Genomic DNA, 16,520 nt, shown 5'->3' with positions numbered 1-16,520 from the left:
TAAACGCCTTAACTCCCCTTGTAATAAATGGTGCAAAGTTCTTAGTGTAGTGAACGGTAAAAAAACGCTGCTGTTTCTCGTCTCTACAGCCGAGTTCTTCGTTTGAGCGCAGCGAGTTCAGCGTTTTCAGTTCACAAGCTTAGAACTTGCCCATTTATGGAGTGGGGTTTGTTTTTTGGTTACTTTTTTGCCAAATTGCAAAAAGTAACGGGAAGCCTGAGTGATAAAATTTAAGGCAAAGGCTAATATTTTAAAAGGCTTCTCAATCGATGTAGTCTGATTAAATCTAAGCTTTTACATTTTAAGTGAACTAAGTAAATTTAGGTCTAAAGTTTGCGGGGCATATTATGGTAAAATGCTTCGAATTATCAGTAAATTTATGTTGTACTGCATTTATTATAGCCATAGCGAAACGCTACCTTGTTTATCACCCTAATTAGAAAATGAGTTTCCCTTGAATCAAAGAACACTTGCAAACAAAATTAAAGCTAAAGGAATTGGTCTGCATACGGGTCATGAATCTGTAATGACATTGAGACCAGCCCCTGTCAATACTGGGATTGTGTTCAGACGAGTTGATTGTTCACCTGAAGCAGAGTTTAGAGTTTCTCCTGAAATAGTTGGTGAAACGACACTTTGTACAACTATTGTGAATGAGGCGAATACTAAGCCTGTTAAGATTGCCACCATTGAGCATTTAATGTCAGCACTTGCAGGAGTGGGGATTGATAATGTTTACATAGATATTACTTCTGATGAAGTTCCTATTATGGATGGAAGTTCTTCGCATTTTATTTTCTTATTGCAGTCTGCGGGTGTTGCTATTCAAAATGTACCCAAACAGTTTGTAAAAATATTAAAGCCAGTGCGTGTAGAAAATGAGAAGGGCGGTTGGGCAGAGTTTAAGCCTTATAATGGTTACCGTTTAAATTTTTCAATTGATTTTGAACACCCTGCATTTCAGCAAACAGCTGAAAAAATGACGTTAGAGTTTTCTTCAACCTCATACTTTAAAGAAGTCAGTCGCGCTCGTACTTTTGGTTTTATGAAAGACATGGAATCCTTGCGTGCTAAGAACCTGGGATTAGGCGCGAGTTTAAAAAATGCCATTGGTCTTGATGATAGTGGTGTCATGAATATTGAAGGTTTACGCGACAAAGATGAATTTGTTCGTCATAAAATTTTAGATGCGGTTGGAGACTTGTATATGTTGGGTCATCCAATTGTGGGTGAGTTTACTGCTCATAAGTCAGGTCATGCTCTTAATAATCAGCTGTTACGAGCTCTAATGGCTCAACCCGATGCTTATGAACTGACTGACTATGCTGACGATAAGCCACCAGTGCAATATGGTAGTAGTAAAGTGGTTGCATAGATATTGCTATTTAGTGCAAAGTTTTTTTAAAATTCAATATGAGACCTTTGCACGAGATAGGTGCGAAAGAAAAATGAGGAAAAATTTACCTTATTGCGGCGGAAAATGCAGGGAATAGCTAGCTATTCGCAAGTTTTACAACAAAAATAAGGTGAGTTTTAACCATTTTACTCGTACATACTCTCGTGCAAAGGTCTCAATATAAAATCGAATATTTATAACCACTAAAAAACGCCTCTATTCAGAGGCGTTTTTTTTTGCTCGTAAACTAAGGGATGCAAGTGCTTTACTAAGCCCTTCAGATTTTACGTTTTGACTGAGAGCAAGCATTTCTTGAGCAGCTTCCTGGCTTGGAGGTTCTACTATTTTTTTTACTTTAATGGGGTCTGGTGTTTTTGGCAGAATATTCACTTTTACACGTTGAAGCTCTAAGTGAGGAAAGTGTTCCTGATAAATGCCTAAAAGATTGGGTTCGTAAAATCTTAGCTGGGTTGCCCAAATCGCTTCGTCTAGTTGCAATAAAAGGCAGTTTTTTTCAAAACTTACACCCACTAAATGGGGTTGAAGTTCAGAAGGTAAACTGTCTTGTCCAACTTCGAGCAGTGCTTGAAATAGTTGTGCATCTTCAAGCAAACTTTTTAACGCACCGTGTGCTTGATTTAATAGAGGTTTCATACTGCGAGTAATGGGTTTTATGTTAGAATATTTGCTCATTTTACCGCAATAAGTTGAGTCAAAAGCTATAATGCTTGGGTTCATTTGTAAAATGCTCTCAAACCCCATATAGAATTCGCTTAAATGGTGGTAATTATCACCTAAAAAAGCACTATTTTTTAACTGGAATATACACGTAAATGGCCATTAATATCTTTACAAAAATCTTTGGTAGTCGTAACCAACGCATATTAAAGCAGTACCGCAAAGTCGTTGAAACAATTAACACATTTGAGGCGGATTTTGAAGCTTTATCAGACGAAGAAATTCAGAATAAAACGGTGGCGTTTAAACAAGCATTAGCTGACGGTAAAACGCTAGATGATATTTTGCCAGAAGCCTTTGCGGTTGTCCGTGAGGCCGGTAAACGTGTCTTTGGTATGCGTCACTATGATGTTCAGATGATTGGTGGAATGGCCTTAAACGATGGTCGTATTGCGGAAATGCGTACGGGTGAAGGTAAAACATTAGTGGCAACGCTTGCTGCATATTTAAATGCGTTACCAGGTAACGGTGTTCATGTTATTACAGTAAATGATTACCTTGCAAAGCGTGACTCTGAATGGATGGGGCAGTTATTTGAGTTTTTAGGTTTGTCTACGGGGGTTATTTTAAGTGGTCAAACTCAGCAAGAGAAGCAAGAAGCTTATGCTAAGGATATTACCTATGGTACCAACAATGAATTTGGCTTTGACTACTTGCGTGACAACATGGCAATTTATTCAGCGGAAAGAGTTATGCGTCCGCAAAACTATGCCGTTATTGATGAAGTTGACTCCATCTTAATTGATGAAGCAAGAACACCGTTAATTATCTCTGGTCCAGCAGAAGATAAATCAGAATTGTATAAAAAAATTAATCCGCTTGTTGCTCACCTAGAGCAAGGAGAAGAGGATAAAGAAACCAAAACATCAAGTGGTGATTTTACAATTGATGAGAAAGCTAAACAGATTTATCTGACCGATGATGGTCATGCTAAAGTTGAATCAATGATGGCAGAAGTCGGGTTGTTAGAAGATGGTGATAGTCTTTACGATGCCGCGCATATTGGCCTTATGATTCATGTAAATGCCGCCTTAAGAGCAAATTTACTTTTTGAAAAAGATCGTGATTACATTGTTGAAGATGGTCAAGTTGTTATTATCGATGAATTTACTGGTCGTAAGATGGAAGGGCGTCGCTGGAGTGAAGGTTTACATCAGGCGGTAGAAGCTAAAGAAAATGTTGAAATTCAACAAGAGAGTCAAACGTTTGCCTCGATTACATTCCAGAACTATTTCCGTCAATATCACAAACTTTCCGGTATGACAGGTACAGCGGATACTGAAGCGGGTGAATTTTTATCAACTTACAAATTAGAAGTGGTTGTTATTCCACCAAATAAAGTACCCGAGCGTGTTGATTTACCCGATTTAGTTTATTTGGATATGCAAGGTAAATTTAATGCGATTGTAGAAGACATTCGTGAAACACATAAAGCTAAACAGCCAGTGTTAGTCGGTACGGCTTCGATTGAAATGTCTGAACTGCTATCGCGTTTTTTAACAGAAGCAAAAATACCGCATAATGTTTTAAATGCTAAGCAACATGAAAGAGAAGCCTCTATTATTGCTAATGCGGGATTGCCGGGTGCGGTAACGATTGCAACCAATATGGCCGGTCGTGGAACGGATATTGTGTTGGGTGGTAATTTAGAGATGGAAATTGCTGAGCTAAGCAATCCAACAGATGAAAAAATTAAAGAATTAACCGAAGCGTGGAAAGCACGACATGAAGCCGTGTTAGGTTATGGTGGTTTAAAAGTTATTGGTTCTGAGCGCCATGAGTCAAGACGTATTGATAACCAATTGCGTGGCCGTTCAGGTCGTCAAGGTGATGTAGGAACAACCCGTTTTTATCTCTCTTTAGATGATGATTTAATGCGTCGTTTTGCATCAGAAAAAGTAAAATCGATGATGAAACGTCTCGGCATGACATCAAATGAAGCGATTGAGCATAATATGGTGACTAAATCAATCGAACGTGCACAGAAACAAGTTGAGCGTATGCACCAAGACGAACGTGCAAACCTTCTTAAGTTTGATGATATTTCTAACCAGCAGCGTAAAGTTGTCTATCAGCAGCGTAATGAATTAATGGAAGGTGACGATGTTGCTGAAGTGATTGATAGTTTACGTGAGCAAGTAGTAGAACAATTGGTTGGTATGTATATTCCAAAAGGTTCTTTAGAAGAACAGTGGGATATACCAGGCCTGGTTAAAGCACTTCATGAAGAATTGGGTGCTGAATTGGCTATTGAAGACTGGTTAAAAGAAGATAGCTCTCTTTACGAAGAAAAACTTGTAGAAAAAGTGATTGCTGAATTAAGCGCCATTTATCAAGAGAAAATGAGTGTCGTTGACCCGACCACTCGTCAACACTTTGAAAAAGAAGTTTTACTGAGAACGATTGATAGACAATGGCGTGAGCATTTGTCTGAGATGGATTATCTTCGTCGAGGTATTCACTTACGAGGTTACGCTCAAAAAGATCCTTTTCAAGAGTACCGACGTGAATCTTCAGAAATGTTCCAAAACTTTTTACAGGAAGTGACTTTTGAAACGGTTAAAGTTCTTTCACTAGTACAGATTGAAGGTTCAGAAGATGTAGCTGAGTTTGATGAGCAAACTGAAAATGAACGTCCTCATAACCTTGAAGCCAATCATCCATCAGCAGATGGGGTGGATGCAAACTTAGAACAACAAGAAGCTCCAGAAGAAGAGGATAGTACTTTTAGACGTGAAACTCCAAAAGTAGGGCGTAATGATCCTTGTCCTTGTGGTTCAGGTAAAAAATATAAACAATGTTGTGGAAAATTAAGTTAATTAGCAGTATTCTTAATAACCATAAAGTAAACGTTTGAATTGCAATGAGCCCACCGAAAGGTGGGCTTTTGCGTTTTAAATAATACAGACCTTTTTACAAATGTATGATTAAAAGGTCTCAGTAATCTTATCGAGCATAAGGATAGGCATAATCATGAATTTAGATCACCTTGTTTTACATCCCGTAGCCGGTTTTTATTTAGGAGCGTGTTCGGCGCAAATTAAAAAAAATGGCAAAACTGATTTGGTGGTTGCTGAGCTTTGTAAAGAGGCGATAACGGCAGCCACTTTTACGCAAAATGCTTTTTGTGCTGCTCCTGTTACTCTAGCTAAATTCAATTTAGCAGAGGTTCAACCACGTGCGTTGATTATTAATGCCGGTAATGCTAATGCCGGTACGGGTGAGCAAGGTATGATTGATGCTAAGCAGTCTTGTGATTGGGTAGCAAACGAATTAGGTTGTAATAGCAACCAGGTTTTACCATTTTCCACGGGAGTCATTGGTGAAAATTTACCAATGGAAAAATTTCAATTAGGTATTCCTCAAGCGATTGCTAATCTTGCTGTCACATCTTGGAAAGACGCTTGTTTAGGTATTATGACAACCGATTTGGTGCCAAAAACAGTGAGTAAAATTATTGAAATTGATGGCCATTCTGTCACGATTACGGGGATGTCTAAAGGCTCAGGAATGATTCATCCTAATATGGCAACTATGCTAGGTTTTGTTGCCACAGATGCCAAAATTAATCAGCCATGTTTACAGAAATGTTTGACGGATGCAGTGAATATCTCTTTTAACAGAATTACCGTTGATGGTGATACCTCTACTAATGATGCCTGCACTTTAACTGCAACACAGCAAGCAGATATGCCTGAAATTAATTCTGTTGATTCAGAAGCTTATCAACAATTTGCTGAAGAAATTAATAGTGTGATGACTGAACTGGCGCAAATGATTGTGCGTGATGGGGAAGGCGCAACTAAATTTGTTAGCGTGATTGTTGAAGGTGGAAATTCTCAGCAAGAGTGTTTAAAGGTTGCGCATACAGTAGCACTATCCCCACTAGTTAAAACCGCACTGTTTGCTTCAGACCCAAATTGGGGACGTATTTTAGCCGCTGTTGGCCGTTCTGAAATTAGTGCATTAGATGTCGATAAAATTAAAATTTATTTAGGCGATGTCTGTATTGTAGAAAATGGTGGAAGAGCTTCAGACTACACAGAAGAAGCCGGGCAGGCGGTTATGAATGAAACCGATATAGATATTTTGATACAGCTAAATCGCGGTGATTATGCTGAAACGGTTTGGACGACTGACTTTTCTTATGACTATGTCAAGATTAACGCAGAGTATCGTTCTTAAGCTTGTTCTAAAAAAAATTAAAAAGCTCTTGATGCGGTTGTTATTTCATTAAACGCATCAAGAGCTTTTATTATTTATTGTTGTGATTTGTGGTTAATAATTTCTTCTAAAGCATCACACAACGCTTGATTTTCAAAGTCATTTCCAATGGTAATTCTTAGGTATTGGTCAATGCGTGGCTTATTAAAGTAGCGCACAATAATGGATTTTTCTCTAAGCTCTTCAGCTATCCATTTAGCCTCTAATTTTGGATGGCTAGTAAATACAAAGTTGGCTGCTGAGGGTATGGTGTTAAAACCAAGTTCAGTCAACTTAGTCACTAATGTTTCTCTGGTGTTGATGACCGACTGACATGCACTTTGAAATGCTTCTTCGTCATCAAATGAAGCCACTGAACCACTGATAGCGAGTTGATCAAGTGGGTAGGAGTTAAAGCTGTTTTTAACACGCTCTAATCCCTCAATTAAATTAGGGTGTCCTACTGCAAAACCTACACGTAAACCGGCTAAAGAACGAGATTTTGATAAGGTTTGTGTCACCAGTAAATTAGGGTATTGGTTAACTAAGCTGATCGCACTCTTTCCTCCAAAATCAATATAAGCCTCGTCAATCAAGACCACTTTTTTGGAATGATTTTGTAATAAAGTCTCAATATTATCCAAGCCTAGCAACTTTCCGGTTGGCGCATTAGGGTTAGGAAAGATTATGGCTCCACAATCCTGAGAGTAATCATTTATGTCTATTGCAAAGTCTGCATTAAGGGGAATGGTTTGATAATCAATACCATATAGACCACAATAAACAGGGTAAAAGCTATAGGTGATATCAGGAAATAGCAGCGGTTTATCTTGTTTAAGAAGTGCTTGAAACGCATGCGCGAGGACTTCATCAGAACCATTTCCTACAAAGATTTGATTTGAATTTAAATCATGATAATCTGCAATACGTTGTTTTAGGACATCAGCATTAGGATCAGGATAAAGTTTTAATTTATCATTAGTCGCATTGTGAATAGCCTCTAGAACCTTATCTGATGGAGGGTATGGGTTCTCATTGGTATTAAGTTTAATTAAGTTACTTACTTTAGGTTGTTCACCCGGTACATAAGGGGTTAGGGTGTGTACTAAAGAACTCCAAAATTGGCTCATGCTGCAGACTCGACTTGGTAAAGTTATATAAATTTGAGACTATACTATATTGTGCATAGGTCTCAATTATTAGAATTTAATATTTTACCTTAAATCACCAGGCCTGGCACTAGTGTCCGGAATAAATATTAAAAGCCTTGACAAAAAAGCCGTAACTCCTAGGATAGAAGTATTTCCACCACGAAATAGACTTCAAAAACAATGAGATTACGGCTATGTTTAACTCTACCCGATTTGCCCAATTTTTAAAACCCATTCGTACCACTTTTCAATCACTTGTTCATCAATATCAAACCGATAAACACGCCAAAGGGTTTAGTAGCTGGAATCAATTAGTCGCGATGATGTACGCACAACTTAGTGGCACTAAATCATTACGCCAGTTGGTTGAAGGGTTTAACGCCCAATCCTCTCACCACTACCACTTAGGCGTAAAAGAGCTGAAACGCAGCACATTATCTGAAGCAAACCGTAAACGCTCTGCTGATGTCTACCAAGCACTTTGCCAACAACTCATGGCTGGTGTGAATCGACAATTACGAAAAGAACTCCACGCTTTTACCTATCTAATAGACTCTTCTCCAATTCAACTGCTCGGTAAAGGTTTTGACTGGGCAGTACAAGGTTCTCGAGTCACAGGCTTTAAGCTGCATATGCAACTAGAACTATCCAACCAAGTCCCTGTTTGTTTTGAAATCACACAGGCCAATATTCCTGATATTACTCAAGCACGAGAGTGGAATTTAGAACCAGGTTCAACCTATGTGATGGATAAAGGGTACTTAGACTACCTCTGGTGGAAAAAGCTCAATGACCAAAAAATCAAGCTGGTCTGTCGTTTGAAAAAAAGAGCGGCAATTACCGTCATACAATCCTACGAACTCGATGAAAAAGCCCCTCATATTCTTGAAGACCAATGCATTGAGTTTAGTGGTTCAAGCCAGAAAAAACGTCTTGGTCAATTCCAGATGCGCCGTGTTGTTGTCAAACGTGACGATAATAAAGGTGAATTGGTATTGATTACCAATGACTTCGAGCGTTCAGCTCAAGAGATTGCCCATCTATACAAGCAACGCTGGCAAATTGAATTATTTTTTAAATGGATTAAACAACACCTCAAAATCAAAAGCTTCATTGGCCAAAACAGTAATGCTGTTCGTATCCAAGTGCTATCAGCCCTTATTGTGTATCTATTGATTAAGCTTGAACAGATGAAAAATAAGTCAGCAGAACCGTTGAGAGTAACGTTTTGGCGGCTTGCTCATGGGTTGTTTGAAAGACCTATTCAGCAGAGTGAATACTTTAGGCGAAAACAACAACGGGAAGAGTTTAAGAAATACCAACTTCCGCTATGGGAGGCTGGTATATGAATTGTGGTACTGAAATATTATTCCGGACACTAGTGCCAGGCCTGGTGATTCGCTTTAATTCAATTTTGACCCTGGCTTTGAAATTTGCGTATCCTTATTTTGTGATTGATTATCCAGTATTGTAAAAATTAACCACAAAGACAGAGAGGCACGAAGATAAAAAATAAATAAAAGCGATTAATTTATTACTTGAATCCGCGTTACGTTTAGTTTGATTATTCGTTAAATTTAAGTTGGTATTAGATATTAGAAATCTTCGTGCTTTTGTGTCTTCGCTTTTAAAAGGTTTGTTTAATCAATCATAAAATACATAGAGCCTGAAATTATCAATAGCGCTTTAAAATAAAAATGAAGAGATAGGAAGTATTGTGCCAAATCTGAACTATATTGATATTGCTGTTGGGGTATTAAAAAAAGGGAATTATGTCTGCTTGTCTTTAAGACAAAAGCATCAAAGCCATGCGAATCATTGGGAGTTTCCTGGAGGAAAGATAGAGAGTGGAGAATCCTCTATTGAAGCGCTTAAAAGGGAGTTTTTAGAAGAACTTGCGATTCACACCGATAACTGGACACCGTTGATTGAAATACCTTGGAAATATGAAAAAGTGGCCGTACGTTTATGCGTTTATATTACTGAAAGTTTATTAGGTGAACCTATTGGTAATGAAGGTCAGCAAGTTAAATGGTTTGCAATGGATGAACTGGCGGGTTTGCATTTTCCAGAAGCCAATAAAGGGATTTTAACCGCGCTAGAGCTTGCTAATAAGTACATGATTAGTGGAAGCTTTCAAAGCAAGGAAGAGGCGCTAGATAAATTCAAGCAAGCGATTGATTCTGGTATAAAGTTTTGTCAGCTTCGTGCCAAAAATTTAAATTCTAAAGTCTTTTCTGATATTGCCTTACCTGTGATTGAGCAGGTTCATAGCAAAGACAAGATAAGAGATAATAGCAGAGCGATAATTTTATTAAATGGTTCAGTTGATTTGCTTAATGAGTTGCCAGATGCCGATGGCATTCAATTAGCTTCAAATATGATTTATCAGTTTAATGAACGCCCAATTAATGAAGATAAGTTATTAGGTGTTTCAACGCATACCGATGAGGATATTCAACAAGCCTTAAAAATTAAGGCCGATTTTATATTGTTATCTCCCGTTAAAGAAACTTCTTCTCACCCTGGTGTGCCTGGAATGGGATGGGATGAATTCGCCAGAAAAGTGAAATCAATTCCTATTCCCGTTTATGCATTAGGGGGAATGAAACTCAGTGATGTGGATATTGCTATACAGCATGGTGCGCAAGGCATTGCTGCAATTAGTGGATTATGGCCTGCTGAATAATTAAATTTTTTGAATTAAGCTTTGTGTTTGTTCTAACAGTTCTTGGATAGAACTCGTATTTGATATGACCTTATCTGCATGTACTAATCTTTGCTGTCGTGAGGCTTGTTGATTGATGATTTTTTGAATCTGATTTACGTCACTGTTATCTCTTTGGCTAGCTTGTTGCAGTTGTTTTTCAACAGGACAGTCAACCACCCAAATCTCATCGATATAACCAGGCCTGGTGCCTTTTTTGAGAATCCCTTCAACAAGTAAAGGAATAGCGATAAAGATGTATGGCTGTTGCTGTTTTTTAAAGTATTGAATCTGTTTAAGGGTTTCTGCTTGAATTAAAGGGTGTAATAGCGACTCTAATGCGGATTTAGCTTGTGGGTCGTTGAAGATTTTATTGCGTAATAAAGGTCGATTTAGGCTGCCATCAGAGTTTAAGAAGGTTGCGCCAAACAAGTCAATAACTTGGTTTAGCCCAGTAGAATTTGGTTCTACTATTTGTCTGGCGATAATATCGGTGTCTATGACGGGAATATTGTTTTGTAATAGGTATTGAGATACAGTTGATTTCCCAGAACCAATCCCCCCTGTTAAACCGATTACTTTTGTCATAACTATTTACTTTAAATTAAAGGAGACCTTTGCACGAGAGTATGCACGAATAAAAATGGTTAACATTCACCTGATTTTTGTTGTACCCCAAGGGCACTTCCGTTGGGCGACAACTTGCGAATAGCTAGCTATTCCCTGCGTTTTCCGCCGCAAACGAAGAACTCGACGCCCGAAGGGGTAAGTCGAGAATCAGGCAAATTTTTTACCCTCAAGGGGTACTTACGCCTATTTTTCTTTCGCACCTATCTCGTGCAAAGGTCTCTAAAGGTCAATAAAAGCTTTTAAAGAATTAAACCGTTTCAGGTATTGGTACTGGTTTACCAATTAAATAACCTTGAATATGAGTTGCCCCCCGCTTCACGAACAGCCTCTAGCATTTCTTCGGTTTCTACACCTTCCATCACCAAATCGTATCCTGACTCTATAATCATTTCAGCAGTCGTTTTTAAAATATTATGTGTCCGAACGTCTTTCCCCATTAGGGAATTGGTCATACTCATATCATATTTAACAATATCAACGGGCATGTGTGCTAGATATCGAATGGAGGAGTAGCCACTTCCAAAATCATCCAAGGCAATTAAAAAACCCTCTTTACGGAGCGAATTTAAGGCCTTTTGGGCGTAGTCCATATGATCGATTAAGCTATTTTCAGTAACCTCAATAACAATTTTATACTTTTCTAAAAAGGGGATAAAGGGAGTAAATAGTTCACAAAAGTTGGCTTGTAATAAGGTTTTTCCTGATACGTTGATTGAAACGCCAGTATCTTTGGGGATTTCATTGTTTTGCAGAGCATGTAGAACGCAAGTTATAACTTGTTGATCAAGTTCAACTTCTAATCGGCGACGATTTACTACTGCAAAAATATCATTTGGATAAATGATACCTTCATCCTGTTTTATACGAATTAGTGATTCATAATAAACTTTTTGACTATTAATAGATTTAATTGGTTGGTAGTGCATCTGAATTCCAGATCCGTTATGAATCGCATTCACAACCGTGTTGACAATATTATTAGAGACTAAAGATAGAGATTCATAATCTAAACTGTGATGGTAGCATTGAACTTTTTCATTGAGCGATTGTTTGGCTTTATACATCGCCATATCAGCTTGTCTGGGAAGGTTTGTGATTTCATTAGTTAAATCTTCCAAGGTGCTACTAATTCCTACACTAAAGGTAAGAGTTTCTTTTACCCCTACACGGTTGTAAGGAGCCTCATTTAAAGCAATTAAACAATGTTGAGCAATGTTGATAGTTTCTTCAGGGGTTCTCTCTTTTAATATGACGGCAAATTCGTCGCCGCCAATACGATAGGCAGGGCAATCAAGGGGAAGGCTCTGCTGAATAGTCGCTGCGGTAAGTTTAATGACCTCATCACCCACTTCATGCCCATAGGTATCATTTAATGCTTTAAAAAAGTCACAATCAAATAGCATAAAGGCGGTTAAAGAAGGGGTTTTCTCATGCTGGCTAACGGTTTCATTCCAAGCCTCATCAAAAGCTCGTCGATTGTAAATGTTAGTTAATACATCTCGACGTGCTTGGTCCCACACGGCTTGGTTTTGTTTATCTAATTCATTTTGGACTTTAAACAAATCTCGATGATAATCATGAAGTGAGTTTTTTAGCTCATCTAGTTCAGAAAGAAGAAAGGTTTCTTTTGGTAAAGGGTGCGTCTTTTTTGGTGAGTTTTTTAAACGTAGGAGGTAACTAGATATGATTTGTAAAGGTTGATAAATGGTGATGTTAAAAAAGAACGTTAAAATCAAACTGACAATTAACATGATGATGATTAATTCGATAATAAAGTCTTGAATGAGTTGCCAAAGGTAATCATTAACCGGATTTGAAACTGGTTTGAAATGAATATGTTGCATTATCTCCGAGTAGGGAACGGAACCACTTCCATATAAGTTAATACTGGACTTGTCTAGGTAATAAAAAGTTTTGGTGTTTAATAAATACGATAAGAAGTCAAGAGAGATACCCACGTAACCAATGGTATTCTCAGAATCTCGGCTTTTTATCTCTTGGAAGATATTGAGATGTACTTCAAAGTTTTTAGTAAAAACAAGAGTTGGCTGGGTTGATTTAATTTCATCAGGGAGAAAGAAATGTTGTTTTGCATCAGGTGAAGCAGGAGTTAAAAGTTTTTTATTAGTTTTATAAAGTTCTAAATCATCATAATAGGGTTTGAAAAACCCACTTTCTTTTAATCGTTCATCATGCCAAAAAAAGTAATAGCTAGGATCATGAAATTGTTGATGAACCTCATCCCATTCTGCAAGTGATGACGCTTCTTTTTGTAATTGATTGAGAGAGACGCTTAATGTCTTTAAGAGTTCATTTTCAGCTTGTAATATTGATTGCTTTTGAACCGTTTCTCTAATATTTAGTCCTTGATTATATAAAGCTAAGTTTACGACTAAGAGAAGGGTAACGCCAAAGATAAGAAAAAAAGCAAAATAAAATCGTATAGATTTTCTAAAAAAAATCGGGGCTTTCACAGGCTATTCCTGCCGGGTTGATAGATTTGAAATAATCTCATTTAAATGATCTTGCAAATCAAATTCATGTTCACTAGAAAAGAAATGGTTAGCACCGTCAACCATAATTAACTCTGTTGGCGATTTATCTAAAGCGGTAAGCCAATCTTTACCTACACTTAAATAACGTTTATCAGCACCACCCATAATAGTAAATGTTGGTATCGTTGTATTTTGTAAACTTTTTAAAACATAATTTCGGTCTAATTTAAGGTAAGAAAGATAACTTTCAGGTGTGGCAAGGTAATTGTTTTTGCAAAACAAGAAGCTGTATTTGTGCGGACGATTTTGCTTTTTCGCAATCAAGTCTTCAGCAAATACAATCTCATTATCTAAGGTTCCTAATTCTTTACCTTTAAGGTAAAAAAGGCTAGTAAATATGGCCCCGGAAACGGCTTTGTCATGATAGGTATTAAGGTATTCGAGAACTTCTTGGCTACCACTAGAGTGTCCAACAAGAATAATTTTTTTATGACCTTGTTGTTTTAACCAGTCAACCCAATCTTTGATTTCAATAACATCTTTTTCAAGTGTATGAGTATGGATTGAGTTGCACTTTAAAGAACTTTTTCTTTTATTAATATCCAGCGTTAAAGTGGGAGCTAAAGTCGTATAACCTTCATCTTCAATACCTTTAGCCATTGCCACAACTGTGTGAAATTGATTGGTTGTTAAAAAGCCATGAATAATTAATATAGCGGGCTTATCTGAATCTTGTTTAATATATCTTGCTTCAGCTTCTATGTTTAACGGCTTGATGGTTTGAGTAATCGTCTCGGCATAAGAATTTCCTGCAATACAGAGTAAACCTGCTAAAAGGCTTGTAGAGATTAAGGTATTAAATTTAATTCTTATGCGATTCATGTTTAAGGTGACCTACGTATTTGTCAATCTTTTCTGTCTATTGTTAGCCAGTATTAATGGTTAGATAAAACTAATCTAATTAAATAATTCTATGTTCGATTATAAGCTTTTCAACTGAAATTGTAATGTTTTAAGTCGAATATATTCGTAATATTACTCTTAATGTATTTTCTTGAAAAGCATATCTATTGACTTAAAAATGGCTAAAATACGTTATTAAGTAATTTATTAGATATTTGAGAAAAATTTATGTGCGGTATTTGTGGCGAAATTTATTGGAATGGTAGTCAAGCGTCAAAAATAAATATATCTCCTATGCTTAAGGCAATGGAGCGTCGAGGGCCTGATGATGAAGGTGTTTGGTTGAATGAACATGTGGGTTTAGGACACCGTCGTCTAGCGATTATTGATTTAACTACAGCAGGCCATCAACCTATGATAGACGATGGTTTAACACTGGTTTTTAATGGTTGTATTTATAATTATGAGTCACTCAAATTAGAACTTGAAGCGTTAGGTCAAACATTTCAGTCTCATTCTGATACGGAAGTTATATTAAAAGCTTATCGTCAATGGGGAATGGATTGTGTTAGCCGATTTGAAGGTATGTTTGCTTTTGCTATTTGGGATGACGAACAACATCAGTTACTTATTGCTCGTGATCGAATGGGAATTAAACCACTCTATTATGCTCCGATTGATGGTGGTGTTCGATTTGCCTCCAATACGCAAGCGTTATTAGATACGTCTGGAATTGACACCGATATTGATCCCGTTGGTTTGCATCATCAACTTACGCTTCATGCCGTTATTCCTGCACCTAATACTATTTTAAAAGGGATTAAAAAGCTCGAGCCTGGACATTGGTTAATTATTAATCCAGATGGTCAGATGTATAAAAAACGCTTTTGGCATTTAGAGGCAAAACGTCCTGAGAAATTAAATGATTTGCCTGCGCCTAAAAATGAAAAAGAGTGGATTGATGAGATACACCAATCATTAAAAGAAGCTGTTCATAAAAGGCTGACAGCTTCAGATGTCCCCGTTGGAGTGCTTTTGTCTGGAGGACTTGATTCTAGTTTAGTTGTAGCTCTTTTAGCAGAGGCAGGTGTTGAAAATATTAAAACGTTTTCAATTGGCTTTGAGGATGCTCCAGAAGAAAAAGGTAATGAATTTGAGTTCTCAGACTTAGTGGTGGAACGTTATCAAACAGACCATAAAAAGTATTTAATCTCAAATAATGAAGTGTTGCCGCGTTTACACGAAGCGGTTGAGGCGATGTCAGAGCCAATGGTTGGACAGGATGCCGTGGCTTTTTATCTTTTATCCGAACAAGTCTCAAAAGATGTCAAAGTGGTCATGTCTGGCCAGGGAGCAGATGAAGTTTTTGGCGGTTATTTTTGGTATAGCAAAATGGCTGAAGCAGGCAAAAATATAGATATGAAAAAACCGCAGCAAGCGGTTGGTGCTTTTGCCCCATATTATTTTGACCGTTCGCATGATGAGTGGCTTGCTGTTATAAATCCAAAATATCATATTCATGATGTGACTTCTGATTATGTTGGTGATTGTTTAACTGATGAGGGCGCGGATACTTTTTTAGATCAAGTTTTACGGTTTGATGTAACCACATTAATTGTGGATGATCCTGTAAAGCGAGTGGATAATATGACAATGGCTTGGGGCCTTGAAGCTCGCGTACCCTTTTTAGATCATGGTTTGGTTGAAGTGGCTATGGCTGCTCCTGATGCTTTAAAACTTAAAAATGACGGGAAGCATATTTTAAAAGAGATTAGTCGTGGAATCGTTCCTGATGAAATAATTGATCGGCCTAAAGTTGCCTTTCCAATGCCTGCTTTAAAATACGTTCGAGGTGATTTCTTTGAGTATATGAAATCGTTACTTACATCGCCACAAGCAAGAGCAAGAGGTATTTTTAATCAAGAAAAACTCGCCGAGCTATTGGCAAACCCAGAAGCTCCCGAAGCATTTACTGCGATTCAAGGAAGTAAATTATGGCATGCCGCATTACTTGAGTTTTGGTTACAAAAGCATGTGGATAAAACAATTTAATACTGAGAACTTTGCACGAAAGTATGCACGAGTAAAAATGGTTCTAGGTGCCCCTTGAGGGTAAAAATTCACCTGATTTTTGTTGTACCCCAAGGGCACTTCCGTTGGGCGACAACTTGGGAATAGCTAGCTATTCCCTTCGCTTTCCGCCGCAACCAGGTCAATTTTACCTCATTTTTCTTTCGCACCTATCTCGTGAAAAGGTCTCATATTGCCCTAATTTTATCTATATTTTTTATGTATAA

At 37.6% G+C, this 16,520-nt stretch carries 11 protein-coding genes; 6 read left to right on the top strand and 5 right to left on the bottom strand.

Annotated elements, in window-relative coordinates; all coding sequences use genetic code 11:
* Positions 1-454: 454 nt before the first annotated feature.
* Positions 455-1,375 carry a UDP-3-O-acyl-N-acetylglucosamine deacetylase gene (gene lpxC, locus BS34_RS0107955; protein ID WP_029407998.1) on the top strand — a complete coding sequence of 307 codons (921 nt, stop codon included), beginning with the start codon at positions 455-457 and terminating at the stop codon, positions 1,373-1,375.
* Between the two features lie 237 nt (positions 1,376-1,612).
* On the opposite strand, the gene BS34_RS0107950 is transcribed toward lpxC, so the two are convergent.
* A complete protein-coding gene (locus BS34_RS0107950; RefSeq protein ID WP_158660992.1) occupies positions 1,613-2,089 on the bottom strand; it encodes a DciA family protein in 477 nt (158 codons plus the stop codon).
* A gap of 140 nt (positions 2,090-2,229) precedes the next feature.
* Between BS34_RS0107950 and secA the strand changes: the two genes are divergently transcribed.
* A complete protein-coding gene (gene secA / locus BS34_RS0107945) occupies positions 2,230-4,953 on the top strand; it encodes a preprotein translocase subunit SecA (RefSeq protein ID WP_029407996.1) in 2,724 nt (907 codons plus the stop codon).
* Between the two features lie 154 nt (positions 4,954-5,107).
* Positions 5,108-6,319, top strand: a complete 1,212-nt coding sequence (gene argJ / locus BS34_RS0107940; RefSeq protein ID WP_029407995.1) for a bifunctional glutamate N-acetyltransferase/amino-acid acetyltransferase ArgJ — start codon at positions 5,108-5,110, stop codon at positions 6,317-6,319.
* Positions 6,320-6,393: 74 nt separating this feature from the next.
* On the opposite strand, the gene hisC is transcribed toward argJ, so the two are convergent.
* Entirely contained in the window at positions 6,394-7,467 is a 1,074-nt protein-coding gene (hisC, locus tag BS34_RS0107935) for a histidinol-phosphate transaminase (protein ID WP_029407994.1), read from the bottom strand.
* A gap of 215 nt (positions 7,468-7,682) precedes the next feature.
* On the opposite strand from hisC, the gene BS34_RS0107930 reads away from it, so the two are divergent.
* Entirely contained in the window at positions 7,683-8,837 is a 1,155-nt protein-coding gene (locus BS34_RS0107930) for an IS4 family transposase (protein ID WP_051640592.1), read from the top strand.
* A 368-nt stretch (positions 8,838-9,205) separates the two neighbouring features.
* On the top strand, positions 9,206-10,177 hold the full coding sequence (locus BS34_RS0107925; protein ID WP_233993170.1) for a Nudix family hydrolase: 972 nt from the start codon (positions 9,206-9,208) through the stop codon (positions 10,175-10,177).
* Here BS34_RS0107925 and coaE read toward each other — a convergent pair whose 3' ends face one another.
* The 3 genes from coaE to BS34_RS0107910 form a co-directional block, all read right to left on the bottom strand.
* The gene (gene coaE, locus BS34_RS0107920) at positions 10,178-10,783 is read right to left on the bottom strand and encodes a dephospho-CoA kinase (protein ID WP_029407992.1); all 606 of its coding nucleotides are present in this window, start codon (positions 10,781-10,783) and stop codon (positions 10,178-10,180) included.
* A gap of 317 nt (positions 10,784-11,100) precedes the next feature.
* The gene (locus tag BS34_RS0107915) at positions 11,101-13,299 is read right to left on the bottom strand and encodes a bifunctional diguanylate cyclase/phosphodiesterase (protein WP_029407991.1); all 2,199 of its coding nucleotides are present in this window, start codon (positions 13,297-13,299) and stop codon (positions 11,101-11,103) included.
* A 3-nt stretch (positions 13,300-13,302) separates the two neighbouring features.
* Complete coding sequence (locus tag BS34_RS0107910) at positions 13,303-14,202, bottom strand: alpha/beta hydrolase (RefSeq protein ID WP_029407990.1); 900 nt, start codon at positions 14,200-14,202, stop codon at positions 13,303-13,305.
* A 249-nt stretch (positions 14,203-14,451) separates the two neighbouring features.
* On the opposite strand from BS34_RS0107910, the gene BS34_RS0107905 reads away from it, so the two are divergent.
* Positions 14,452-16,275 carry an N-acetylglutaminylglutamine amidotransferase gene (locus BS34_RS0107905; protein WP_029407989.1) on the top strand — a complete coding sequence of 608 codons (1,824 nt, stop codon included), beginning with the start codon at positions 14,452-14,454 and terminating at the stop codon, positions 16,273-16,275.
* Positions 16,276-16,520: the final 245 nt, after the last annotated feature.

It is taken from the genome of Thiomicrorhabdus sp. Milos-T2 (assembly GCF_000702325.1).
GTDB lineage: Bacteria > Pseudomonadota > Gammaproteobacteria > Thiomicrospirales > Thiomicrospiraceae > Thiomicrorhabdus.
This window is presented reverse-complemented; position numbering and strand designations above follow the sequence as displayed.